Origin of the sequence: Alicyclobacillus hesperidum subsp. aegles (assembly GCF_027923525.1) — a bacterium.
Taxonomy (GTDB): domain Bacteria; phylum Bacillota; class Bacilli; order Alicyclobacillales; family Alicyclobacillaceae; genus Alicyclobacillus; species Alicyclobacillus aegles.
Window position 1 is genome coordinate 139,961 of sequence record NZ_BSBJ01000004.1, and the last position, 25,036, is coordinate 164,996.

Below are 25,036 nucleotides of genomic sequence, written 5' to 3' on the forward strand. Positions count from 1 at the left end.
ATATACACACTGCGGCCGGCATTTTCCCGGCCGCAGTACACACATCAAATCCCCAAAAGTTTCTTCACGAGTGGTATCTGACCGCGATGATGAGCTGTGTGAGCAATCGCGTAGGCGATGAGTTGCCGTTTGTTGACCTCGCCAATACCGAGTTGGGCTCCAAATTGTGTAAGGTCCGGTTCCGTTAAAGCCTCGAGTGCATGTTTGGCAAAGTCCAAGTTATCAGCCCACAATGCCTTGATTTTGGGAACCTCCCACGACTCGGCTCGAAATGGAGCACCCGCATCGAGCTCAGGAACTTCGCCTTTGACTTGCGCAAAGAAGCGGCGCTCGACCAACGCGGCATGCTCGACAATCGAGGCGATATTGTTAAAGTTCGGCTGCGGCTTTTTGACCCAGTCGTCATCTGATAACCCTTCCAGCATCTTGTCGACGCTTGCGTGTACGTTTGCGAGCAGTTGATACAGATCGGCAACTTCCTGAATCATGTCCTTTCGCCTCCAAAGCAGACAAAATTGTAGGGTGCAGGGCGTGTCAACATGTCATCATCCGACGGCTAACATACCACCCCACGTATGCATCGTACATCAATTCAGGCCTAATATCTTCCTCACTGTCCTTCCACGTTGAGCTCGCGTCCAATCCCTTCAAGTGTCCCAAGCAAAAACGCAACAGCACGATTGACGTCGGGTTTGGACAAAGTTCGCGCCAACTCCAGGAAGCTTACCTTCCTGCCACCGGCGATGCGTCGCTGCCCTTCCCCAACACCTGCTGCCAAGGCCTGTGTCAAAGTACGTACCACTTGCGGATCGAGCCCGCCTACCAGCTCGATAAATGCCATCGCATTTTGGATGGCACCGAGGACTCCAGGCTTCCTCACTTGTTCGAGAACAATCTCTGCAATTTGCTGTTTGGCACCGAACAAGCCATGTGCCAGATCCAGAAGACCACTTCGTTGCATATCTTCGAGTACGGTCAGTGCCGCCGCCAGCGCCTGTCCATGGCGAGCAACTTCAGTCTGCAGCTGACGCAGTGCTTCCACAACGCTCTGCTCTTCACTGATGGTTGGGCGCTCAACGGCTTGAATCGGTTGTGCCATCTTGCATTCTCTCCTTTGCCAGCCGCTCCACAGAAACATAACCCGGGCGCTTCCACTTGCGCCAAACCTCCACGCCCTGTTGCGGGCGGCGCTTCCCGTAACGCGGACGTGGCTTGTCCAGCGGCCGTCGGCCGCGCCGTTGTAAGATTTCCAAACGCACATAGGTCTCCTTATACGCAGGCGTATGTGTGCGCAAGTCGACCGCAGGACCGGTCAGCAAGTTAACAGCTGACTGTTCACTTACCGTATTCATCGGTAGATAAATCTCTTTGCCATGCACGCGATCCGTCACCATGACCCGTACCTCAACCTGACCATGTGGCGATATCAAGCGCACCCGTGCGCCATCCTCAATGTTTCGTTCAGAAGCCAATTCTGGCGAGATCTCGACAAACGTGTCAGGCACTTTGTGCGTGAGACCTGCTGATTGATTGGTCATGTTCCCTTCGTGAAAATGTTCTAGCAAGCGCCCATTATTTAGATGTAAGTCGTATACGGCATCCGGCCTGTCCGGAGCAATCCAGTTGGCTCGGGCCAACTTTGCCCTGCCATTGGGGTGCGCAAATCGATCTTTGTACAATAAAGGCGTACTCGTTCCATCTTCGGCCACCGGCCAGATTTGGCTTGCATAACCCTCCAGACGGTCGTATTGAATCCCTGCAAAAAGCGGCGCGATCGACGATGCCTCCGCCATGATGTCAGATGGATGTGTATATGCCCAGTCAGCACCAAGGCGATTCGCAATGTCCATAATAATTTGCCAGTCTGGTCTTGCGTCCCCCAAAGGTGGAAGCACTTGATAAAGTCTTTGAACACGCCGCTCAGTGTTTGTAAATGTTCCCTCTTTCTCTAGGCTCGGGCTTGCAGGCAAAACAACATCGGCAAATTGGGCCGTCTTTGACAAAAAAATGTCCTGCACGACAAAAAATTCGAGCTGACTTAGTGCCGCATGTACGTGGTTGGCGTTCGCATCAACCCACGCCATCTCTTCGCCCATCAGGTACATGCCACGCAACTCGCCGCGCACAATCGCATCGAGCATCGCCTGATTATCCATGCCAGGCCGCTCCGGCAATTCCACGCCCCACACGGCGCCTAACCGCCTGCGGGCAGCCGCATCGCTGACGAGTTGATACCCGGGTAACCAATTTGGCAATGTCCCAAAATCGCATGCACCTTGCACGTTGTTATGACCTCGTAAAGGGAAGGCCCCTGCCCCAGGACGTCCATAGTTTCCGGTTACGAGCAGGAGGTCACTGATTGCCGCGCTGGTCTCGCTGCCCCCGCGCTGTTGTGTGACGCCCATAGCCCACAGAATGGCGACGCCATCCGCCTCACGAATCATCTCAGCCATGCGCTTCAAAGTCGGAACCGGAATCCCTGTAACTTCTTCCGCGTATTGCAAGGTATAGTCGCGGAGAGATTCCACATACGCTTCAAAGCCATCGACGCGATTGCGGATAAACGCTTCGTCGTGCCACCCCTCATCGATGATGTAGCGCGTGATAGCCGACAGCCAGACGTGATCCGTACCGGGGTTAGGGCGGACGAACAAATCAGCGCGATCGGCCATCTCGTGGCGACGCAAATCGACCACTATCAACTTTTGCCCATGGAGCTTGTGTGCGCGTTTGACTCTCGTCGCCAACACGGGATGTGCCTCTGCCGGATTGGCTCCAACGATGATGACAAGACCTGCTCTTGCGATGTCGTCAATTGTCCCCGAGTCGCCCGCCAAACCTACGGTGCGCAGGAGCCCGTCAGTCGCTGGCGACTGACAATAGCGCGAACAGTTGTCGATATTGTTTGTGCCGATCACGGCTCGCGCAAGTTTCTGCATCAAGTAATTTTCTTCATTGGTGACCTTGGAAGATGATATAAAACCAAGCGCGTCAGGGCCGGATTCATCGCGAATCTCCCGAAACTTGCTCGCGATCAGATCCAAGGCCTCATCCCAAGTGGCCTCGCGGAAGCTGTCTCCCTGCCGAATAAGCGGCTTTGTAAGGCGCTCTCTGCTATTGACAAAATCCCAGCCAAATTTGCCTTTCACACACGTGGAAATGCCATTCACAGGAGCATCTATGCTCGGCTCCACCTTCAAGATCTCGCGCCCCTTAGTCCACACATCAAAGGAGCAACCGACACCGCAGAATGTGCAAACGGTCTTGGTCTTGCGGATCCGCTGTTCCCGCATGGCAGATTCCATTTCCGAGATCGCAAAAATGCCACCATAGCCTGGTTCAACCGCTTTGATCAAATCAATCATAGGCGACAAAACGCGATCTGGGATGCCTGATAAGTAGCCGGCTTTCCCAAGCATCGACTGTTCCATGAGAGCATTGGTCGGACACACGGTTACACAATGGCCACACGATACACAGGAGGATTGGTCGATGGGAACATCCTCATCCCAAATGACGCGCGGCATCTCGCGCTCCCAGTCGATAGATAACGTCTCGTTAACCTGCAAGTTTTGGCACGCCTCTACACAGCGGCCGCATAAGATGCATTGATCCGGATCGTAACGATAAAACGGATTTGATAGATCCTTCTCGTACCCTTTTGGTCGGTACGGATAAGCCTGATGCTCAATGCGCATCAACTCCGCTGTGTTATGCAACACGCAATTTCCGTTGTTGTTATCGCAGACCGTACAGTACAGCATGTGATTCTCCAGGATCCGGTCCATCGCTTCTGTACGCGCTGATCTGGCTAACGCGCTCGATGTTGATACGCTCATGCCCGCTCTTACCGCGGTGGCGCAGGCTCTCACCAATTCGCCGTCGACTTCCACCATACACGTGTCACACGTTTGAATCGGTCCAAGTTGCTCGTGATAACAAATGTGTGGGTGTTCGATGCCAGCGTCCATCATCGCCTGCAAAATCGTTTTGTCAGTCTTCGCTTCGATAGCTCGTCCGTCAATCTCGACAGTGCAGACACCTGTATCCAGCGATTGCGCCACGGTGACCCCTCCAACATGGAAACCGAAATTTCTTTGCAACAAAATAAAAACTCCACCAAAATCCACGCCAAAACAGGCCTGAATTTCGGTGGAGTAGCAAAAAGCACAAGCGGTACTTTTAGACCAATCCACATAGAGATTATGTTGATAGAAACAATTTATCACACTCAGGACGGCGAGTCGAGTCCAAGCGCTCGATCAAAGACGTAGACCGTTACGGCCATGTCGAGATCGACATCAAAATCACAGAACAGCGTGACAAGCGACGCCCCGACCAACTGCTCGACGTGTGACTTTACTTTTTCATCTTTGTAAATTTCCTTGATAAACGTCGTTCGCAATTCGCGGACAAGCCGACGTCCCTCTTCCGACTTGACCGCGAACTTCTCGACGCTTGTAAGATTGCCTCTAAGTTCACAAATCGCCCAAGGACCGACAAAGCGTGTAGTAATGTGCTCTGGACCTTTGCCAACGTGTTGTTTGCGCACTTCTCGAACCAAGTTGCTGAATGCATGTGCTATCTTGATTGGTTGAGTCATGTAGGGCCCCACCTCGCGAAGAACTACCCTCATGACTATACCCCTGCAGGACTAGGTATGGCAAAGTCACGAGTGAGTCGGGAAGTGCAATGTCTGCATCAATACAGAGTCTCATATTCTGCTATGATAAGCCCAATCCACACTTCCGGAGGGATGCCGCGTGCGCATCGTCGTCATAGGCGGATCGGGCTTTATTGGCAGTCATTTATGCAAACACCTAGGGCTCGCAGGGCACCAAGTAGCCGTCGTGCGGCGGCCCTATACCGTCGAACGTCTACTTGCCGCTTGCACGACCAACGCTACACAGAATCTAAACACATCCTCCGACGAAGACCAAGGGTACGCCATTGTCAATCTGGCAGGCGCCTCGGTTAACCGCGGACGTTGGTCTGCTCACGACCGCAAGGAGATCCTCACATCGCGCGTTGCGACCACCAAAGCCGTCGTAACTGCCATCTGTCAGGCACCGCAGCCCCCTCATGCATATGTACAAGCGTCAGCTATCGGCTACTACGGAACTTCATTCGACGCCACATTCACAGAAGACGATGCGCCAGGGGACGATTTTCTGGCCACCGTATGCACCCTATGGGAACAAGCGGCGCAGCCTGTCTATCAGCGTACGCGCGTTGTCTACATTCGCTTGGGCATGGTGCTAGGCAAGGACGGCGGCGCCCTCCCTTCGCTCTTGCCGCTTTTTCGCATCGGCTTGGGCGGGACCGTTGGCAACGGTCGACAATGGGTATCTTGGATCCATGTGGCGGACGCGAGTGCCCTCATCGAATGGTCTCTACGAGACGACCGCATCACCGGTCCGCTCAACGCGACGGCACCACATCCAGTGCAAATGCGCGATTTCACCGGTGCGATCGCGCGACAGCTGCACCGTCCACACTTGTTGTCGGCCCCGGCCCCCATTCTTCGGTTGGCCCTTGGTCAACGAGCCCAATTGGTGTTGACAGGCCAGCGCGTTCTGCCTGCAAAAGCTGCGGCCCTCCACTTTCAGTTTGCGTTTCCTCATCTTGACGCCGCACTCGCTGACATCTTGTGAGCAAGACTTGTCTCCAGGCCTGTCCTGGACTTAAAATGAAACCGATTTCCTAACTACTTCGATGTACAAAACAACAAAGGAGGGAAACACGCGATGCGATCTCGTTTTCGCTGGGTTATCATCGCACTACTCTTTTTCATCACGGTCGTCAACTACATTGACCGATCCGCCATCTCCTACGCCATCTCCGACATTTCCAAAGTGCTTCATCTGAATGCGGATCAAACGGGTCTCATTCTCGGTGCGTTCGGCGTCGGCTACATGATTACAACCTTCTTCGGCGGCATTTGGGTCGATCACGTTGGCGCCCGGCGAGCTCTGTTCTGGGCATCGCTCCTGTGGACTTTATCCATCGGCTTGACTGGTGCGGCTGTCGGCTTTGCCATGATCTTCTTGATGCGTATCCTGCTGGGCGTCGCAGAAGGCCCGAACTTCCCGGCGGTCAACCGGGCGGTAGGCGACTGGTTGTCCAGTCGCGAACGCGCAATTGCGCTGTCAAATTCATTGGTCGCCGTTCCGCTGGCACTCGCCATCGGGGGGCCGGTTGCAACGGCACTCATCCTCGGCACATCGTGGCGCGGGATGTTCATCATCCTTGGCGTCATCGGCCTCATCTGGGTACCCGTGTGGTATTTTCTGTTCCGCGATTTCCCAGAGCACAGTAAGCGTGTCAATGATGCCGAACTGCGGCATATTCGTGGCACAGATACAATCGACCGCAGCGTTCAATCCGCCGACATGCGCAAGGCACAAGCCCATCGCCTGCCATCCGGATCGTTGTGGAAATATTTGCTTGCCAATCGCACGTTGATGGCGAACAACTGGTCATTCTTTGTCTTTGGCTATTATCTCTTTTTCTTTATGACCTGGCTTCCGTCGTACTTTGAAAAGCAATACCATCTTAATTTGAAGTCGGTAGGTCTGTTCTCGGTCCTGCCTTGGGCATTGGCCACCATCCTACTGTGGCTCGTGGGCTATTTATCGGACGGTATTCTGAAACGCACAGGTAGCTTGCGCCTTGCGAGATCGTACCCAATTTGGATCTCGCAACTCCTGTCAGCCCTATGCGTCGTACCCCTCACCTTCACACATAACTTTACGATCGCGATTATCTTTATCACACTCGCTGTCGGATTTGGCATGAGTTCCAACTCGACGTTCTACGCGATCAACGTCGATATGATGCGCGATCGAACAGGCACCGCACTTGGCGTTATGGATACGTTTTTCGCGATTGCGGGCTTTCTTGCCCCTGTCATTACTGGCGCGATCGTCAATGCCACCGGGAGCTTCAACAGCGCCTTCTGGCTGATGGCGGCTTTGGCGGCAACATCGGTACTGGCGGTTCTCTTTTTCCACCATCCAGATAAGCAAGCCCGAATTGATAACCCGGTGGTACCAGGGTCGGGACGTTCCATTTCATCTTAACGAAGTGAAAAACCACAAAACACGTAACGGGAGCGTGCATCGTGCGCTCCCGTTACGTGTCTGAAAGCTTGTTATCCCTGTATCAGTTTCATAAATTCTCGCATGAACCCTGGCAAGTCAGGCCACGCATGTCCCGATACCAAGTTCCCATCAACATATAGGGTCTGTGTTGCATAATGAGCACCCATCGCTTCAACAGACGGTTTACAAGCAATGTAGGCTGTCAGGGTACGCCCTTGCAATTGTTCACGTACAACTTCAAGCACTTGCGCCGCATGACAGATGGCCCCAATTGGCTTGTTGGCCATGAGAAAGTGGTTTAGAATGCGTGGGATGTGCTCGTTCAGGCGAATGTACTCGGGCGCCCGGCCACCAGGAATGATGATGCCGTCAAATGATTCCGGCTGGACGTCGGCAAATGCCATGTCTGCCTGCAACAAGTATCCCGGCTTCTCGGTATACGTTTCCCAATCGGTAAAATCGTGGACGACCGTGTGCAGCGTCTTTTTCGTCGGCGCTGCAATGATCGCTTCCACGCCCCCTTCCAAAAGACGATAGTACGGATAGTAAACCTCCAAAGCCTCAACCGCGTCACCGGTTAGAATGAGAACCCGCTTCGGCATGTACCTTCCCCCTTCATGGCGACTGACTTACCACCGGTGCTGACAAGCAACCATGACGACCAGCACCTGTACAGTGGTTTGGCACTTCCGTTCTATGCTGGTATAGAGTTGAACATGCAAGTTCACGGTCATTTGATAAAAGGTTATCGACCTTACTTTGTCACTCTCGGAACTTGACGTGCTAGACTGTTGCTAGACCCTAAGTGATAAAGGGGGTGTACCCATGAACCACTCACCCATCCTGCATGACTTGCCGCAGGTGCTGAAGGAATGGGTCCCAGCCGAAGCGTCCATCGCCATTGCGGATGGAGAACGTTACGTTTTTTATCGTGCCGGAGGATATGATTTGCATTTGCGCCCCGGTGATCCGGTCCACCCCGAAAGTGTGGCGAATCGCGTATTTCAGATAGGTAAGCGCGTGGAAACAGACGTGGACGCATCGGTTTACGGTATCCCATATCATGGTCTTGGATATCCGTTACGCCCTCAACCTGGTCACAACATGGCTTTGACGGTGATTTTGCCACCGGAAGCGAAGGAACGTCCATCGCAATTAGATTTTGTCGTTGGACAACGAGGTGAAGTGTGGCGCCCTCTTTCCATAGATGAAATTGCCTGGATCGAAAGCTACGAAAAGCGCACCTGGCTACACACGGCGGATGGTGCATATAGCACGCGCTTGACCTTACAGACGCTTGAGCGCCGGCTGCCTTTCGCAAAATTTTTGCGTATCCACCGTTCGTACCTGGTTCAAATTGCTTGGATAGAAAAGATGGAGCGCGATTTCCACTCGAGCTTACTGATCACGCTCCGTCCCCCGCTTTCGAAACAGTTGCGTGTATCACAGAGTTATGTCCACCATGTGCGACAAACCCTCGGCTTTTAGTCAAGACGCATATGGCCCTAACGATTGGCGGGTAGCAAAAAGATCGGCTACCCGTCTTCTTGCTGTTACTCACGATTCATCGCACATTATATGGTTTTGTCCGCAATAATCGTCGTTTATCACAAAACCAATGCATGACACAAAAAATCTGTCTATGTTTGTATCAGACGCAGCGTATCCGCTTTCATACGACTGCCCATTTGCCATTTCCATGGCCCGATTGCATAAAGAGGTGGACACCATGTTAGAACAACGAATTCGAAATGTGGCCTTGCGCTCTCGGGTTTGCACCGCCGACGAAGTGCAGAGTTGGATTCAAAACGGTATGACCATCGCCGTGAGTGGATTCACGAAATCAGGAGATGCAAAAGCCACTTTACAGGCACTGGCACGACGAAAGGATAAGACCGGCGAACCTATAAAAATCAATCTGCTTTCAGGTGCTTCCCTTGGTGAAACCGATGGCATTCTGGCCAGCCGTGGTTTACTCGGTATGCGACTACCATTTCAGTCGGATCCAGATCTCCGGAAAGGTATTAATCTCGGGGAAACCGCATACATCGACCAACATCTCAGTGAAACTGCCGAGTGGGTGCGCAACGGTTGGCTCGGAGACATTGATTTTACCATCATTGAAGCCACTGCCATTACGGAAAATGGTGGAATCATCCCAACGACTTCTGTTGGTAACAGTCCCATATTTGTTGAAAAGGCCAAAAGGGTTATCGTCGAGATCAACCTATCTCTCCCGTTAGAGCTTGAGGGCCTACATGATATTTATCTGCCAACTGCGCGTCCGAATCGGCAACCGATCCCGTTGGTGAATGTTCGCGATCGTATTGGGACTCCGTATATACCGTGCCCACCCGACAAAATTGCCGCTGTGATTCTAACCACAGCGCAAGATACACCTTCCAATGTCTCTACACCAGATGCGGAAACGGCTGCGATGGCTGGCCACATACTCGAGTTTCTTGCGCATGAAGTAGACCGCGGGCGTCTTCCCAAAAATATTGGTCCACTGCAAAGTGGGATTGGTTCGGTGGCAAACGCGGTTTTAAGTGGACTTGTGCAAGGTCCCTTTCACGATTTGGAAATTTATACAGAAGTGATGCAGGACGCAGCCTTTGAATTGTTGGATGCCGGTAAAGTCCGTTTTGCATCCAGTTGTTCTTTTACACTTTCACAGGCCATGCGTCGGCATGTTCTATCACGTCTCGGGGAGTATCGAGAAAAAGTCGTGCTTCGCCCACAGGAGATCTCAAACCACCCCGAAATTGTGCGCCGTCTTGGCGTGATCGCCATGAACGCCGCACTCGAAGTCGATCTCTATGGCAATGTCAACTCCACGCACGTTTCAGGAACACACATGATGAATGGAGTGGGCGGATCTGGTGACTTTGCACGAAATGCGGCACTATCCATCTTCGTCACGAAGTCGACAGCCAAAGATGGTAGAATCTCGAGCGTGGTCCCGTTCGTAACACACGTCGACCACCCGGAACACGATGTGGACGTCATCGTCACAGAGCGTGGAATCGCGGATCTGCGCGGTCTCGCTCCACGTCAACGCGCTCGCGCAATCATCGACCATATAGCGCATCCGGATTACCAATATGCCCTCCGGGACTATGTACGACACGCTGAAAGTCACGGCGGAAATACTCCTCATGCCTTGGACGAAGCATTCGGTTGGCACCTGCGACTCCAGCAGCAAGGCGATATGCGCACTATGCCGAGCCCAGTTCGAGCTGTCAATTAAGCTTCGGAGGGAACCACAGCGCTGACATGATGGGAACAGAATTGAGAATTGCCATCAAAATTGGCTCTGCTGTCCGTTGCGTACGCGCAACATTGTGAGGGCCCCGTGGGAATTCAGAAACAGCCGCAGCGAGCATCTGCTGCGGCTGTTTCTCTACTTATTCTGGAATGTTAGGGAGTTCCCCGACTTTAGGAACATTGATGACGTGAAGCTCTGTATATCCGAGCAGACCTTCGACACCATACTCGCGGCCGATACCAGACTGCTTGAAGCCACCAAACGGGTAACGAATGTCGAGCCCCTGCACAGCCGCAGTATTAATCATCGTGGTACCCGCCTCGATTCGGCGTGCAACACGGAGGGCATGTTCTTCTTCGCCCCATACAGAACTGGTCAAACCGTAAATACTGTTGTTCACCAGTTGAATGCCCTCTTCTTCATCGTCATACGGCAAAACCGGGACCGTAGGTCCAAACTGTTCCTCAACGACAATCGGATCGTCATGTCCAGCACCCAACACCAAAGTTGGCTGCATAAAATAGCCTTTTGCGAACACATTCTCGTCGAGAATACGGCCAAGTGGTATCACCTGTGCTCCGCGGCTCTTCGCATCCTCAATCAGCCGCTCGACATGACGTACCTGCGGCAAATTGTTGACCGGTCCAATGGTGACATCAGGATGGAAAGCATCACCGACGCGAATCCACTTGTTAGCAGCCTCAATATACTTCTCGACAAATGCGTCGTAAATCGAACGATGGACATAGACGCGCTTCGCAATCATACAGATTTGTCCGGTCGTCAGAAAGTTCGAGATGACAAGCCGCCGCATCGCCCGCTCGTCGTTGACATCAAAATCAGACAAAACCAAAGCGGCATCGTTTCCACCAAGCTCGAGCGTCATATTTTTAATGGTATCGGACGCAGACTTCATAATGTGCGTTGCCGTCTTCGTACCACCAGTAAACGCAATCTTTGCGACCTTGGGGTTAGTTGTCAACTCGACACCAACATCCGCGTCGCCGTGCACCATATTCAAAACCCCTGCCGGAAACTCGCTGGCCATCCATTCGACCACCTTGCTGACAGCAAGCGGAGCGAACGGACTCGGTTTGAGCACCATCGTGTTCCCTGCGATCAAGGCTGGCGCAATCTTAATGGTGGACAGTGCCAGCGGATAGTTCCACGGCGTGATTGCCGCAACGACACCCATTGGGTCACGCGTGATGATGGTCTTGCCATTCTCGTGTTGCTCCACCTTTTCCGCCAAAGCCTCTTCCGCAATGTCACAGGCATAATCCATCCATGCCAGGCTCACGAACATCTCGCCCTGCGCGTCGTAGACGGGCTTCCCGTGTTCACGCGACAACAACGGCACCAACTCGGGGATCGCTTCCCGGAATCGTGCAATCGCGCGGCGCATGTGTGCGATCCGCTCGCGCAGCGGCGTTTGTGCCCAAGCTGGAAATGCTGCAGCTGCCGCATCGATGGCCCGCACAGCGTCTTCGCGTGTATTCACCGGACCGTACCCGACAATTTCTTCTGGGTTGGCTGGATTTTCACGCGAATAGCGCTTCTCCGTATCTACCCGCTCTCCGTTGATAATGGCGTGAACCACCACGGGCTCTGTGACATTCTGCAACTCCTCTTGCATAAGTCGTACCTTCTTTCGCACATATCATTGGTCTTCGTAGATCAAATTGGCAGGACACCGGTTCTGCTGAAATCTCCTTTGAGGCTATGATAGCGCTCACGCGCTCCCACTGTCTATCCGCTTTATTCACTGCCGTGATACGCTCTTCGAGGACCTCTCGGGTATCGCTGGTACGATGATGGCATGCTCAATATCCTCCCATCTTACCTTGAACGCAGGATGATATTGGACCGGGTCGACAATGCTCCTTGGCTCACTGGATCGCCAGGTGAATTTACATGTCAAACAAAAGAAAACCTCCCAGCAACCAGCGACTGGCGACTTCGCCACAACATCAATGGACTCAGACTCACACCTTGGACATAACATCGTCATTTGTCACCCTCTTTGGCTCAACAAGTTTTGCAAGATCGCTTCCCATTTCTCCGTGCCTAGTGGCTGATCCAGTTCTTGTGAGTAATGCCCGCGGGTCTCCGGTGCCATGGGCGTCGTTGCATCGATGACCATCTTATGTGTGATGCCCGTAGGCTCGGATCCGGGATCAAGTGGCATTACCGGCATCTCCGGAACAATCACGACGTCATATTTAGCATTCACCTTGGTCGATAACGCCCACATGACCTGAGGTAGATTAAACGGATCGACCGTATCGTCGACGACAATAACCAACTTGCAGTACCCTAGTCCGTGGGGCGTGGTTAAAGCGCATAACCCAACAGCCTTCCCAAAGCCACCGTAACGGCGCTTCGTTGAAATAATGCAGACTAGCCCGTGAGTATACATGGCGTTGACAGCAATGATTTCGTTCGGAAAGGCCTCCTTTAACTGTTGATAAATTGGAACACACGTATTCACACCAACCATGTAATCTGTTTCTGTCCATGGCATACCAATGTACAGGTGCTCAAAAATTGGGTTTCGGCGGTGATATACACGGTGAATCTGGATGACCGGCATTTTGCGCCCACCGGAATAGTGTCCTGTAAATTCTCCAAACGGTCCTTCAAATTCGCGAACCCCAGCTAGAATTTCACCTTCCAGTACGACCTCAGCTCCATACGGAAGATCCAGGTTTGACGTTTTTGCCTTCACAACTTTATACGGTTGCCCCTGAATGGCACCTGCCATTTCGTACTCCGATTGATCATAAGCAAGCGGCGCACCGGCCATGGTCGTGATCACAGGTTCACACCCGATAGCAATGGCCACAGGCAGGTTTTCTCCGCGCTCTTCGGCAATTCGCAAGTGAACAGCGATATCATGTTGGGGAACTGGCTGAATGCCTAATCGATCCTTCCCCTTGACTTGAATCCGATAAATACCTACGTTCTGCTTGCCAAAATGTTCAGGGTCACTCGGATCACGCGAAATGACACAAGCTTTGTCGATATAGAAGCCACCGTCATACCGATTCAACCGAAATAGCGGCAACAGCTCATAAAGATTGATATTTTCCTTAATCTCAACTTCGTGAAACGGTGCCGTGTTGACCCGCTCAACGGGGACTGGATATCGCTCCCACCGGCGTGCAAATTCGAAGAATTGTTCCTTTACAGGTGTATGCTTGGGCAGTCCCATCATTAGTGCGTGATTCGGCCAAGAGCCAATTACGTTCATCGCGACCCGTGCACCTTGATACCCATAGATGTTTGTGAATAAGAGTGCGGGACTCTTGTCTCCTAAATTACTAATAGCGCGCCCTGCTGCGCCTAGATCAGGTTCGGGCATCACTTGATCTTCAATTGTCAAAAGTTGTCCTTCGTGCTTAAGTGCGCTGAGAAATTCCCGGAAGTCCTGATACGCCACGACAATTCCCCCTTGCTGATTTTGCAACGGTCATCCCTTGCCAACGCCCATCGTGGGCTAAGTCGAGATCGAACTGATCCAATGTTCTAACAACGATGTGATCCACCATATCCGCTAACGTTTCTGGCTGATTGTAGAATGCCGGCATAGGAGGCACGATAACTGCACCGATACGTGACAGTTCCAACATGTTCTCTAGGTGTATGGTGCCAAGCGGCATCTCGCGAACCATAAGCACCAATTTTCTCCGTTCCTTTAACACAACATCCGCGGCACGGGTCAGCAGATTCTCGCCCAAGCCAACCCGAATGGCAGCAAGCGTCTTCACGGTGCAAGGTGCCACAATCATGCCATCAACGCGGTACGATCCGCTTGCTATAGGAGCGCTCTGATCTTTGTACGAATAAACGTACGTCGCCATCTCCTTAACATCGGCAGGTGTGTATGGCGTCTCTAGCGAGATCGTTGAAGCCGCCCAAGGTGACATAATAAGGTGTGTCTCGACACCGGCTGCGCCTAGCATCTGTAGACAGCGAATGCCGAAAATAGCGCCGGTGGCGCCGGTGATGCCAACGATGACGCGCATGCTTACACCCCCATCCTTCAATCCCTCTGATAAGAAGTGTACTTTGCAGATTGATATATGAAAAATATTTAGTTAGTCTCATATGTATATCAGATCAATATAGGTGAATAGATCATGGATATTCGGCAACTGCGCTATTTCGTCGCGATCGCGGAAACTGGCCAAGTGACCGCTGCTGCCCGTAGACTAAAGATTGCGCAACCACCTTTGAGCCAACAGCTTAAACTTATGGAGGACGAGCTAGGGGTATCGCTTTTTGAACGAGATCGCAGACAAATGATTCTTACTGAGGAAGGAAAGGTACTCTACCAGAGAGCCTTGGATATCCTGCAGATGTTCGATGAGTCGATTCGGGAAGTGCAAGACTTAAGCTCGACGGTACATGGAACCCTTGCTATTGGTTGCACGTTATATGGATCACCACTGCTTTTGCGGGCGGTGAAACAGTTGCGCGCGTCGTACCCCGAATTACGGTGCAAAGTATGGGAAGGGGAACCTAGCCATCTTGCATCTTTACTTAATCATCACAGTATCGAGATCGCCGTCATGAATACACCTTTGCCCTTGTCAAACACAATCGTTATCCCAGTCCAACGCGATCCGCTAGTCTTTGTCGCGCCCTCTGCACACGACTACAATTTTGAAAGTACCGTGAGCTTGGCCGAACTGGCGAATGTCCCTTTGCTTTTACTAGGACCGACTATTGCCATGGGGACCTATGATCAGATCCTGGCATCCTTTCATCGAGCGAATGTTGAGCCACGAGTCGTCTGTGAGTGCCATGACTCGACGATGCTGTTTCACTTAATTCGGCAGGGACTTGGCGGCACTATCATACCTAAAGGTGTACTCCCATTGATTGCGTCCAATGACCTACAAAGCTATACAATCACAGACGATGGACTCACGTATGATTCGGCCATTGTCTATCGAGCGCATGGTCACCTTTCCAGAGCGGCTCGTCTCTTTCTTGCGACTATGCAGTCTATGATTGAGCGCACCTAATTAAAATGTGCAGCGCGACCGGAACCGAAGGGCTTGAATGGGTTCCGCTCGCGCTACCTGAGGTTTGTTATTCGTTTTGACCCCCATCGCCAGACACAATGCTCTCTGCGTACTTCGCCAAGGCAACTGCAGACTGGCTGACTTCCTGAATGGTGGACGCCAACTCCTCCGTGGCGGCGGATTGGCTTTCCGTCTCGCGATTCACAACTAGGATGGATTCGGCCAGACGCTTTAACAAACGCTCTACTTCATCCACTGTGCCGCTGATAATTTCGGTTTGACGCTTTGCATCGTCTGCTAGCTTACGAACTTCGCGCGCAATGACAGCAAAGCCCTTGCCTGCCTCGCTCGATCGCGACGCTTCAATCGACGCATTTAAACCTAGAATACGGCTATTATTCGAGATCTCCTTGACGCGCTCGGAAATTTTCCGTATATCTTTCATACTCTTTAGGACTTCATCCGATTGATGGGAGATATCGGACATGTTGTCAGCCAGCACGTTGATGGAACCAGCCACTTCTTCAACAGTCGCGCTAATTTGTTCCACAGCACTGGAAAGCGTCGAAGCGACTTCAAATAGATGGTTGTAGCGCTGCATGCTGATGCCAACGCCCATGGCACCAACGATATTCCCTTGCTCGTCACAGAGTGGGATGGAGTTGGCCATCATCGGTACTCCGAATACCGATTCAGGTACAAACGTGCGAGTCGCTCTGCCCTGATCCACGACCTCGTACATGCCATCCCCAGGCGTTAAACGATAACCTGGCTGTAAACCAAGCGAAAACGTCTTACCTGGAACGGACAGCCATAGCGTTGTTAGATCGGAGACGCCGATGGTGACATCGTCGGGAAAAACCTCTGCCAATGCCGGAGCCAACTGTATCATCGTTTCCACAACGGGATGCAATTGCGGTTTGACCACTTCATTCACGGTATCGTTTGCCATTTGATTGTCTCCTCGTCCCTGACAAAGTGCAAGATCTACCTATTTATTATAGGCGCAGAACGGAGTCGTTGGCTAGGTTATAAGAAAAGTCATCATGACGTGAAAAGGCTACACCGCAAGCTAAAAGCCTACGGTGTAGCCTTGTCTCCCTGATAGCTTGCACGTTAGCTCCAGATAGAAATGCCGTCGGCAGAAGACGAATTCGAAGCATCCTGTGACTGGATTACGGTCGTCGATCCGCTTTGTGACTGTGTCGTATCCGTCGAGCCATTCGCTTGCTGCCCAGAAACGTTCGCAGTAGCTGCCGATTGCCCTTGGCCGATGGAGGCATTGTGTGCGCTCTGGGTTTGCATAATGTTGGTTCCGGTAGTCTGTACCTGTGTTACGTTGGTTGCCCCGTTTGCACGTTGACCAGCCAAATTGGCAATGCCAGCGGTTTGGTGTTGTGCCGTATCGGAACCACTCGTAGATGTTTGGCTTTGTGTAATGCCAGATTGATTGATTTGGTACTGCCCATCAGCACTGTTGTCACCAATCTGTCCCGTGGAACCATTTGCTTGTTGCCCATCTACATTGAGAACACCGGCAGCCTGTGTTTGGTGCGAATCAGAACCTAAGTTCGTTTGCGCCTGGCCTAGGTCGTTCGAATTTGACTGCGACTGATACTGACCATTTGATCCTTCTGCAGACTGCAAACCTACATTAATAGCTCCGCCAATTTGTGTCTGGCTGCGGTCTCCACCCAAACCGATTTGTCGTTGGGTCGAACCCGTGGACGTCGTTTGATACTGCTCAGAATTGACTGAACCGTCGGCAGATTGTAAGTCCACATTGAGGTTTCCGCTCGCTTGCGTTTGCGGTAGATATCCTCTGCCTACTCGCCCTTGCGACTGCTCTGCGGCATACGTGTTGGACTGCCCCTGAATCGTACCTGTTGCGTGCTCTGCCGACTGACCACCAAGGTTGGCAACACCACTCGCCTGCGTTTGCGTCGCCATACCACCAAGCGATTTTTGCTGTTGTACTGCGCCGTTCGTATCGTTCTGATCCTGTAATGTTTCAGTCGAGCCATCCGCTTGTTGCCCGCTCAGATTCAGTACTGCGTCGAACTGTGACTGTTCTGCCCCAGAGAATGCAGCCTTTTGGGTCTGCGCACTCGCTGTGCTGGTGGTTTGGCCTTGCACGCTACCATTAGCTCCTTCTGCGGATTGACCGCCGGCTGTGACAACCGCTGTTCGTTGATCTTGCCCAGTCATCGAGAAGAAACTACTCTGAGCCTGTTTGCCATTCGTGGTGTTTTCCTGATTTTGATATGCATCAACTGAGCCGTCCGCACGCTGGCCCGACAACGTATGGTTGACGAATGACTGTGACTGCAGTCCAAGGAAAGAGGCACCCAATTTCTGAGACTGTGCTAGCCCCGTGTTATTAGCCGATTCCTGCGTGTTATACCCCGCGACTCCAATTGCACCATTAGCGGACTGTACGGACTTCGTCGTGTTAACTGCATGTTGGTTTTGATCGGACAAGAATGTCCAATTACCCTTTTGCGATTGAGAAGCGGATGTCGCGCCTGTCTCCTGTTGGCCAACATTTGTCGATCCATTAGCGTCCTGTGTTGCATTTGTCACGCCACGATATTTAGCTGTTTGTAGGCTTCCCAACGATGACGTGTTCGCCTGAGATTGTCCGACAACCGTTCCCGGATCCTTTGGCGTGCCATTTCCGTAATCTTGCAGCTGTGCAACACCACTCGCCCCGTTCGCCGACTGACTTAGAACGTTTTTCTGGGTAACGGCTTGCTGCTGAGGCTTAACACCAGCAAACGCCATAGGAGACGCCATTGCCAAAAGGGTCACTGCTGCAGCCACTGTCATGCCTGTCTTGCTCTTTCCATTCATCAACGCTTATTTCCTCCCTATTGCTCCTTATATAGGAACCTCATGCACATACCAAGCATCTACACGAGGATTCCTCCACCCTTAACCCCACGGAGGTTCGCGCTGATGATTCCGCAAGAACACAACCGTGGTCTTCGCTGGAGTTTATGTCTATCTTGTCGTGCTCTTCATCCAGCCGCTCTGAATCTATTCCCGCATCACCACCCTTTATACCGATCACGCAAAGAAATTTTTAGCTGTCATGATTGTGCGATGAACAAACGAAGTCATCATACGTCGGGGCTGCGACAAAGTTGAAGTATGGAACGTTCTGAGTGTTGCCGGACAACCTACTTTTCATACGTCATTTGTGAAATTTTCAAATATGGGTTTGGCAGAAGCATATTTGCGGAAAGCTGAACATCAAATAGACCGACTTGAAGACATAGAAACAGGTACACAATCAAATCGTGAGGGTGAAAATGGGTGATTAGAAGTTTGGGGATCACAATTGCCGCCTCATTCGCGGGACTTGCTGGCGGCTATGTTACAGTCCACGCCGCGACACAATCGCAAAGTCAAAGCACGTTCAGTCAACAATATCAAGGTATCCAGAATAGCAATAGCAACGCGCAAGAGTCAGCGTCGCAAACTTCGACCATATCTACCATACAAAGTTTGCAACTCCCTTCTCAAACCAGTTCTAGTCCCGTCGCAAGTTACCAGAGTTCTCAAACGTCAGCAGACGAAACTTCCACGGGTACAGACAGTTCCAGTGCTTCAAACATTCAGCAAACGCAAACCATTGGTAGTTCTGAAAACCAGAACCAGTCAACCCTCTTTGGGGATCCAGCGCAACCTGTCGTTTCCGGATCGCACAATCCGTCTACTACATCAACCAATGATTTCGCTGGTTACGCCGTCTTTGATGCATCCGGACACATGTTGAGCGATACGTTTGGGAGTCTGGGTAACGGAGTTCAACACTTTGACGACTTTCAACCAAATATCCCCGTCGTACTTGTTGTTCGTGCGGTTGATAAACTGGGCAATCCGATTGCAAACCCTGTAGCAGCAAGAATCTACCTTCACTCGAACAACCCCGACGGACAAGTGAGTGTAGTCAACAAACACACACACAGTCTCTACATGCCAATTGGATCCCTTGGCATACCGTTTATCTACACAAATTTAGGGAATCAAGCCGGGTTTGACGTAATCGATGCTGAAGTTCTGCGTAGCTGGCCTACTGCTAGTTCTATTTGTAATCCACGTAGGACAGGAGACTCATCAAGCGCTTGGTCACAGACGTTTTCCTGGTCGAACGGCACCTGGACCTCCAATCATACGGTAGCTTCCCAGCAAACAGTTGCCGGTTACGCTGTCTTCGATTTAAAGGGCAATCGCCTGAGCGATAATTTTGGTAGTGCGAGTAATGCCACAGCGCACTTTGACTGCTTCCAACCCGACCAACCCACCATTTTGCTGGTCTGTGCCGTTAATTCCTCCGGGATGCCCATTGTATGTCCGGATAATTGCTATGTGAATTTGTATTCCAGCAATCCGAACGGCATCATATCCGTTGCGGGGCAGGCTACTTTCGGCGTTGAAGTTCCGGAGGGATCATACGGTGTACCGTTCGTGTATACCAATAAGGGAGCTTCTCCTAGCTATGACGTGATCGACGCTAAAATATGCAGTCCAGGTGTCATTACGCAATCAGCGTCGAGCGCATTCGTTCCAACGCCCGGGACCGCTGTACAAACTACCAACCTAACTGCATCCCAAGAAGAAAGCGGCACGGTAAGTACACCAATCGCTGCCGTTCAAAGCGAAACCACAGGCGTTGGAAGTTCTCAAACACAGTCGTTTAGCGGAACAGCATCCGACAGTCAAACGCAATCGAGTGGCAACATCACGAAACAAACACAACAGATCTCGACGATCGGCGCAGTGAGTTTCGTACAAAGTCAGTCTACAAATACAAACACACTTCAGGTGCAGTCTGCGACTATGTCTTCGCCGGTTGCAATACCTGGCACGAAGACGACCATTGCGATGAACCAGATCCAAGCGATACAGCCTGCAAATTCATTATCAAGCACACCGAATCAAATGACGACAACAGATGCAAACGCTGCTGTGAACGCCGGTCAATCTCAGTCGGCAAGTTTCCAAGTGGCGTCAGTCACGAACCTCTATGTAACGCAGCACGCCACAGCATCTACATCGGGTGTACTACTATCGGAAGGAATAGAAGTGGATTTATCATCCACGGGAAACTCCAGTGCAAACAACGGGGTTTTGAATGTTTACATTAATGGACAGTTCTATCACACATACGAATGCGACGGGATCGTAAACATTTCGGAACATCAGTCCGCAACTCCTATGGATCAGAACGTACCTTTAATCAACCTTGCTGACGCGCAAAGCGATAGTGCTTCCGCGGGTGTTGACCAGATTCAGAACACGCAATCCAGTGGTTCCACGCAATCCAGTGGTTCCACGCAATCCAGTGGTTCCACGCAGTCCAGTGGTTCCACGCAATCCAGTGGTTCCACGCAGTCCAGTGGTTCCACGCAGTCCAGTGGTTCCACGCAATCCAGTGGTTCCACGCAGTCCAGTGATTCTGCGCAGTCCAGTGGTTCCACGCAGTCCAGTGGTTCCACGCAATCCAGTGGTTCCACGCAATCCAGTGATTCTGCGCAGTCCAGTGGTTCCACGCAATCCAGTGGTTCCACGCAATCCAGTGGTTCCACGCAATCCAGTGGTTCCACGCAGTCCAGTGGTTCCACGCAGTCCAGTGGTTCCACGCAATCCAGTGATTCTGCGCAGTCCAGTGATTCTGCGCAGTCCAGTGATTCCACGCAATCCAGTGGTTCCACGCAATCCAGTGGTTCTGCGCAGTCCAGTGGTTCTGCGCAGTCCAGTGGTTCCACGCAGTCCAGTGGTTCCACGCAATCCAGTGGTTCCACGCAATCCAGTGGTTCCACGCAATCCAGTGGTTCCACGCAATCCAGTGGTTCCACGCAATCCAGTGGTTCCACGCAATCCAGTGGTTCCACGCAATCCAGTGGTTCCACGCAAACCTCTGACGCTTCCATGGCCAATCAGTCCTCGGCAGTTGCAACAGAAAGCTCTGACTCTTCACCGCAGCTGTCTCAAGAGTCGGTTTCAAGTAGTGCAACATTAACCTTCAGTCAAGACGGCCAACAAGTAACTGTTCAACTTCCCTAACCCTAAAAACGCCGGTATGAGACGCTTGTCTCACACCGGCGTTCGTTCTACGTTCCAGTGGCTTGAGATTACTCGCTCTGTGCGGTGTTCGCATCCCCGTCGCGGAAATTCGGCTTCGCAAACGCGCTTCGCACTCCCCAGACGTAAAACAGCAAGGCCGAAATCGCAACAACCACCATATCGATCCCGTAGGGGATGACGTTGCTGCCACCAAACTGCTTACTCCCCAGGAATGAAATCAAAGCCATCCACAAGAGGTAAACGATAAGCCAGATACCTGAGCGAATTTGACGGCCAATGTCCTGCCAACCGCCTTTGGCCATATAGTAGAAGTAAATTGGCAACCCGATAATGATAACCACAATCACTTCTCCGGTCAGCGGCCACTGCGCCCAGTAAAGAATGAGTGATGCAAAGATGAACGCGATCGGCGCGATCACGGACATCCCACGTACCTTGACCGGACGCTTGACGGCGTCGCCCATGCGCCGAAACGCAATCACCGAAATCGGCCCCGTAACGTAGGAAATGAGTGTCGCAACGGAGATGACGCCGGACAACTCTCCCCACCCTCGGAACATCAGCATGAAGATGTATGCAATCACAAGGTTCAGCCACATGGCCGCACGCGGTACACCATACAAAGGATGAATGCGTCCAAAGACACTAGGGAAATACCCGTTTTGTTGCATGCCATGCACCATGCGTGCGGTCGTTGCCGTGTACGTGATACCTGTACCCGATGGCGAGACGAACGCATCTAGGAAGAGAACAATCGCCAACCAGTTGACGCCAAGCGATAATGCGAGATCCGCGAACGGCGAGTTCAGATTCAAACCAGCCCACCCGTGCGTCAACATGTTGCCACGTACTGCTCCAATAAACGCGATTTGCAACAGGAGATAAATGACGCCCGCCAACAGAATAGATCCAATGACGGCGAGTGGAATGTTCCGACTCGGATTACGCGCTTCGCCCGCCAAGTTTACAGGACTTTGGAAGCCATTAAAGGCAAAGATGACGCCGGATGTCGCAATCGCAGTCAGCACGCTGGACCAGCCATTGGGCGTGAAGCCGCCGTATTGCGTGAAGTTCTGCCCGTGAAATCCCGCAGCCATTAACCCAATCACCGTCAAGGCCGGGATGATGAATTTGAAAACAGTGATGGTTGTATTGGAACGCGCAAATACTTTTACCGTCCAATAGTTCAGGAAAAAGTAAATGAGAACGAGTACTCCGGCCAGGACAAGTCCGGGTGGTGTTAACGTTTTGTTGTGGTACAGCCCATGTGTCCATGCCGCCCAATGCCACGGCCAGGAACTCATGTATTGGATGGACGCTTCCGCTTCCACCGGAATCACCGATACAATGGCAATCCAGTTGGCCCATCCCGATAGGAATCCTACAAACGAACCGTGTGAATAATGTGCGTAGCGAACCATGCCGCCAGACTGTGGAAACATTGAGCCTAATTCTGCATACGTAAGGCCAATGAGCAAAATGACGATCACGCCCAAAACCCAGGCGACAAGCGCACCAGGGCCAGCGACTTTGGCCGCTTTCCAGGCGCCAAACAGCCAGCCAGAGCCGATGATAGAACCTAGCCCTGTCATCGTCAAAGCCAGTAGGCCAATGTCTCGCCGCATGCCTTTCTCCATGCGATCCCTCCTTAACAAAATACGATCCGGTTGAGGCCACTCGGACATGTTATCCACTTTTTGTGAATCCGATTACACCAAAAGACCTAGGTTTCTCTCGATACAACGAAGAACGAAACCTACAAGCACAAATCCCCCAACCTAATGCAATTTATGATGATGAAATCGGGCCAATTTGTCAACGTAGATACTTATTGGATTTACAATCCAAATCCCGCGTATGATTGGTTATTATAATTTTATGTATTTTTAGATTTATCACCAAAGCGATGCGACTTAGGATGCATCGTTCGACAAAACTTCTCATTGATACTCCTATTTGTAAGGGTTAGGATCTCATATGAAAGCGATTTCTTGTTGCTTTCGTGAAATTTGAGGGAGGGAAACATGATGACTGTCAACCAAGTAGGCAGCTCACTACATCCGAACGTGATCGATTTCTTACAAGGTACAAAGGAATTGTTTATCGATGGTCGGTTTGTCCCTTCATCATCCGGAAAGACTTTTGAAACTTTAAATCCGGCGACGGAAGAAGTGCTCGCTGTCGTCGCCGAAGCCGAAGCGGCTGATGTCGACAAAGCAGTACGGGCGGCACGACGCGCGTTCGACGAAGGGCCATGGTCAACCATGAGTGGCGCCGAACGTGGACGACTCATTTACAAGTTAGCCGATCTCATGGAAGAACATCGCCTGGAGCTCGCACAGCTGGATACCCTTGATAATGGTAAACCAATTCGCGAGACGACGAATGCAGATGTCCCACTTGCCATCGAACATTTCCGATACTACGCTGGCTGGGCTGGCAAGGTCGTCGGCCAGACCATACCCGTTGCGGGAAACTACTTTAACTACACGCGGCACGAACCTGTCGGTGTCGTCGGTCAAATCATCCCATGGAACTTCCCGCTCCTCATGGCGGCATGGAAATTGGGTGCGGCGTTAGCGATGGGCTGTACTGTCGTTCTCAAGCCTGCAGAGCAAACGCCGCTTTCTGCTCTTTATCTCGCGACGCTTATCCAAGAGGCTGGATTTCCAGACGGCGTCGTGAATGTGGTACCCGGCTTTGGTGAAACCGCCGGTGCCGCCCTCGTCGACCACCCGCAGGTTGATAAAATTGCTTTCACCGGATCGACCGAGGTTGGCAAGCTGATTATGCGCCAGGCCTCGCAAACCCTTAAACGTGTCACCCTGGAGTTGGGAGGTAAATCGCCGAATATCATCCTGCCGGATGCCGACCTGTCGCGTGCCGTCCCGGGTGCGTTGATGGGCATCATGTTTAACCAAGGGCAGGTTTGTTGTGCGGGTTCGCGGCTGTTCATTCAAAAGAAGGCTTACGATAATGTGGTTGCCGATCTCGTCTCCATGGCAAAAACCATTCGTCAAGGTAGCGGTATACAACCCGAGACCGAAATGGGGCCCCTCGTCTCAGATGAGCAGCAAGGCAAAGTCCTCCGCTACATCGAAAGCGGCGTCAACGACGGCGCAGAATTGCTCGTCGGCGGCGGTCGGCCGACAGACCAAGGCTACTTCGTCTCCCCAACGATTTTTGCCAATGTCCGCGACGACATGACGATTGCTAAAGAGGAAATTTTCGGACCCGTTGTGGCCGCCATGCCGTTCGAGGATCTTGATGAAGTAATCCGCCGCGCAAACCAGTCTGATTACGGTTTGGCTGCAGGACTTTGGACGGAAAACGTTCGTAATGCACACTACGTGGCAAGCAAGCTAAAGGCAGGAACGGTGTGGGTCAACTGTTATAACGTATTTGATGCCGCGGCACCATTTGGCGGCTACAAGCAGTCAGGCATCGGTCGTGAGATGGGATCGTATGCCCTGAATAACTACACGGAAGTCAAGGACGTGTGGATCAACCTACATTGACACATCGTTTATTTCGACACT

19 protein-coding genes are annotated in these 25,036 nt (G+C 51.9%); 7 read left to right on the forward strand and 12 right to left on the reverse strand.

From position 1 onward, the window contains the following. Window positions 1–44: 44 nt before the first annotated feature. From QMF38_RS02650 to QMF38_RS02665, 4 genes are all read right to left on the reverse strand, one after another. Window positions 45–488 (reverse strand): DinB family protein, encoded by a 444-nt coding sequence (locus tag QMF38_RS02650; protein ID WP_281758583.1) that lies wholly within the window; start codon window positions 486–488, stop codon window positions 45–47. A gap of 122 nt (window positions 489–610) precedes the next feature. Further along, complete coding sequence (locus QMF38_RS02655; protein ID WP_281758584.1) at window positions 611–1,099, reverse strand: DUF1641 domain-containing protein; 489 nt, start codon at window positions 1,097–1,099, stop codon at window positions 611–613. After that, the gene (gene fdhF / locus QMF38_RS02660; RefSeq protein WP_281758607.1) at window positions 1,074–4,052 is read right to left on the reverse strand and encodes a formate dehydrogenase subunit alpha; all 2,979 of its coding nucleotides are present in this window, start codon (window positions 4,050–4,052) and stop codon (window positions 1,074–1,076) included. Before fdhF ends, QMF38_RS02655 begins: the two co-directional genes overlap by 26 nt. Window positions 4,053–4,231: 179 nt before the next feature. Next, the gene (locus QMF38_RS02665; RefSeq protein ID WP_281758585.1) at window positions 4,232–4,603 is read right to left on the reverse strand and encodes a DUF2294 domain-containing protein; all 372 of its coding nucleotides are present in this window, start codon (window positions 4,601–4,603) and stop codon (window positions 4,232–4,234) included. Between the two features lie 160 nt (window positions 4,604–4,763). On the opposite strand from QMF38_RS02665, the gene QMF38_RS02670 reads away from it, so the two are divergent. Continuing rightward, a complete protein-coding gene (locus QMF38_RS02670) occupies window positions 4,764–5,654 on the forward strand; it encodes a TIGR01777 family oxidoreductase (protein WP_281758586.1) in 891 nt (296 codons plus the stop codon). Between the two features lie 93 nt (window positions 5,655–5,747). Further along, entirely contained in the window at window positions 5,748–7,082 is a 1,335-nt protein-coding gene (locus QMF38_RS02675; protein ID WP_281758587.1) for an MFS transporter, read from the forward strand. A gap of 71 nt (window positions 7,083–7,153) precedes the next feature. Here the strand turns inward: QMF38_RS02675 and QMF38_RS02680 are convergent, their stop codons facing one another. After that, the gene (locus QMF38_RS02680) at window positions 7,154–7,705 is read right to left on the reverse strand and encodes a DJ-1/PfpI family protein (protein ID WP_281758588.1); all 552 of its coding nucleotides are present in this window, start codon (window positions 7,703–7,705) and stop codon (window positions 7,154–7,156) included. A gap of 223 nt (window positions 7,706–7,928) precedes the next feature. On the opposite strand from QMF38_RS02680, the gene QMF38_RS02685 reads away from it, so the two are divergent. Next, on the forward strand, window positions 7,929–8,591 hold the full coding sequence (locus QMF38_RS02685) for a LytTR family DNA-binding domain-containing protein (RefSeq protein ID WP_281758589.1): 663 nt from the start codon (window positions 7,929–7,931) through the stop codon (window positions 8,589–8,591). 241 nt (window positions 8,592–8,832) lie between these two features. Next, window positions 8,833–10,353, forward strand: a complete 1,521-nt coding sequence (locus tag QMF38_RS02690) for a succinate CoA transferase (RefSeq protein WP_281758590.1) — start codon at window positions 8,833–8,835, stop codon at window positions 10,351–10,353. Window positions 10,354–10,510: 157 nt separating this feature from the next. Here QMF38_RS02690 and QMF38_RS02695 read toward each other — a convergent pair whose 3' ends face one another. From QMF38_RS02695 to QMF38_RS02710, 4 genes are all read right to left on the reverse strand, one after another. After that, window positions 10,511–12,007 carry an aldehyde dehydrogenase family protein gene (locus QMF38_RS02695; RefSeq protein ID WP_281758591.1) on the reverse strand — a complete coding sequence of 499 codons (1,497 nt, stop codon included), beginning with the start codon at window positions 12,005–12,007 and terminating at the stop codon, window positions 10,511–10,513. Between the two features lie 126 nt (window positions 12,008–12,133). Further along, window positions 12,134–12,382, reverse strand: a complete 249-nt coding sequence (locus QMF38_RS02700) for a non-oxidative hydroxyarylic acid decarboxylases subunit D (RefSeq protein WP_390853864.1) — start codon at window positions 12,380–12,382, stop codon at window positions 12,134–12,136. Window positions 12,383–12,385: 3 nt separating this feature from the next. Further along, window positions 12,386–13,813, reverse strand: coding sequence for a non-oxidative hydroxyarylic acid decarboxylases subunit C (locus tag QMF38_RS02705; protein WP_281758592.1), 1,428 nt, complete (start codon window positions 13,811–13,813; stop codon window positions 12,386–12,388). Continuing rightward, window positions 13,773–14,399 (reverse strand): UbiX family flavin prenyltransferase, encoded by a 627-nt coding sequence (locus QMF38_RS02710; protein ID WP_281758593.1) that lies wholly within the window; start codon window positions 14,397–14,399, stop codon window positions 13,773–13,775. Before QMF38_RS02710 ends, QMF38_RS02705 begins: the two co-directional genes overlap by 41 nt. A 114-nt stretch (window positions 14,400–14,513) precedes the next feature. Between QMF38_RS02710 and QMF38_RS02715 the strand changes: the two genes are divergently transcribed. Further along, on the forward strand, window positions 14,514–15,404 hold the full coding sequence (locus QMF38_RS02715; protein ID WP_281758594.1) for a LysR family transcriptional regulator: 891 nt from the start codon (window positions 14,514–14,516) through the stop codon (window positions 15,402–15,404). Between the two features lie 67 nt (window positions 15,405–15,471). On the opposite strand, the gene QMF38_RS02720 is transcribed toward QMF38_RS02715, so the two are convergent. Both QMF38_RS02720 and QMF38_RS02725 read right to left on the reverse strand, forming a co-directional pair. Then, window positions 15,472–16,356 (reverse strand): methyl-accepting chemotaxis protein, encoded by an 885-nt coding sequence (locus tag QMF38_RS02720; protein ID WP_281758595.1) that lies wholly within the window; start codon window positions 16,354–16,356, stop codon window positions 15,472–15,474. A gap of 164 nt (window positions 16,357–16,520) precedes the next feature. Then, window positions 16,521–18,260 (reverse strand): serine-rich family protein, encoded by a 1,740-nt coding sequence (locus QMF38_RS02725; RefSeq protein WP_281758596.1) that lies wholly within the window; start codon window positions 18,258–18,260, stop codon window positions 16,521–16,523. 462 nt (window positions 18,261–18,722) lie between these two features. On the opposite strand from QMF38_RS02725, the gene QMF38_RS02730 reads away from it, so the two are divergent. Beyond that, entirely contained in the window at window positions 18,723–21,476 is a 2,754-nt protein-coding gene (locus tag QMF38_RS02730; protein WP_281758597.1) for a hypothetical protein, read from the forward strand. Window positions 21,477–21,544: 68 nt separating this feature from the next. On the opposite strand, the gene QMF38_RS02735 is transcribed toward QMF38_RS02730, so the two are convergent. Beyond that, entirely contained in the window at window positions 21,545–23,134 is a 1,590-nt protein-coding gene (locus tag QMF38_RS02735; protein ID WP_281758598.1) for an APC family permease, read from the reverse strand. Between the two features lie 390 nt (window positions 23,135–23,524). On the opposite strand from QMF38_RS02735, the gene QMF38_RS02740 reads away from it, so the two are divergent. Then, window positions 23,525–25,015, forward strand: coding sequence for an aldehyde dehydrogenase family protein (locus tag QMF38_RS02740; protein WP_281758599.1), 1,491 nt, complete (start codon window positions 23,525–23,527; stop codon window positions 25,013–25,015). The last annotated feature ends 21 nt before the right edge of the window (window positions 25,016–25,036 follow it).

Excerpts from the sequence above, each read along its gene's own strand:
- QMF38_RS02650 (WP_281758583.1), bottom strand. The coding sequence starts at position 488 with ATGATTCAGGAAGTTGCCGATCTGTATCAACTGCTCGCAAACGTACAC.
- QMF38_RS02655 (WP_281758584.1), bottom strand. The coding sequence starts at position 1,099 with ATGGCACAACCGATTCAAGCCGTTGAGCGCCCAACCATCAGTGAAGAG.
- QMF38_RS02665 (WP_281758585.1), bottom strand. The coding sequence starts at position 4,603 with ATGACTCAACCAATCAAGATAGCACATGCATTCAGCAACTTGGTTCGA.
- QMF38_RS02675 (WP_281758587.1), top strand. The coding sequence starts at position 5,748 with ATGCGATCTCGTTTTCGCTGGGTTATCATCGCACTACTCTTTTTCATC.
- QMF38_RS02680 (WP_281758588.1), bottom strand. The coding sequence starts at position 7,705 with ATGCCGAAGCGGGTTCTCATTCTAACCGGTGACGCGGTTGAGGCTTTG.
- QMF38_RS02685 (WP_281758589.1), top strand. The coding sequence starts at position 7,929 with ATGAACCACTCACCCATCCTGCATGACTTGCCGCAGGTGCTGAAGGAA.
- QMF38_RS02690 (WP_281758590.1), top strand. The coding sequence starts at position 8,833 with ATGTTAGAACAACGAATTCGAAATGTGGCCTTGCGCTCTCGGGTTTGC.
- QMF38_RS02695 (WP_281758591.1), bottom strand. The coding sequence starts at position 12,007 with ATGCAAGAGGAGTTGCAGAATGTCACAGAGCCCGTGGTGGTTCACGCC.
- QMF38_RS02700 (WP_390853864.1), bottom strand. The coding sequence starts at position 12,382 with ATGACGATGTTATGTCCAAGGTGTGAGTCTGAGTCCATTGATGTTGTG.
- QMF38_RS02710 (WP_281758593.1), bottom strand. The coding sequence starts at position 14,399 with ATGCGCGTCATCGTTGGCATCACCGGCGCCACCGGCGCTATTTTCGGC.
- QMF38_RS02715 (WP_281758594.1), top strand. The coding sequence starts at position 14,514 with ATGGATATTCGGCAACTGCGCTATTTCGTCGCGATCGCGGAAACTGGC.
- QMF38_RS02720 (WP_281758595.1), bottom strand. The coding sequence starts at position 16,356 with ATGGCAAACGATACCGTGAATGAAGTGGTCAAACCGCAATTGCATCCC.
- QMF38_RS02735 (WP_281758598.1), bottom strand. The coding sequence starts at position 23,134 with ATGGAGAAAGGCATGCGGCGAGACATTGGCCTACTGGCTTTGACGATG.
- QMF38_RS02740 (WP_281758599.1), top strand. The coding sequence starts at position 23,525 with ATGACTGTCAACCAAGTAGGCAGCTCACTACATCCGAACGTGATCGAT.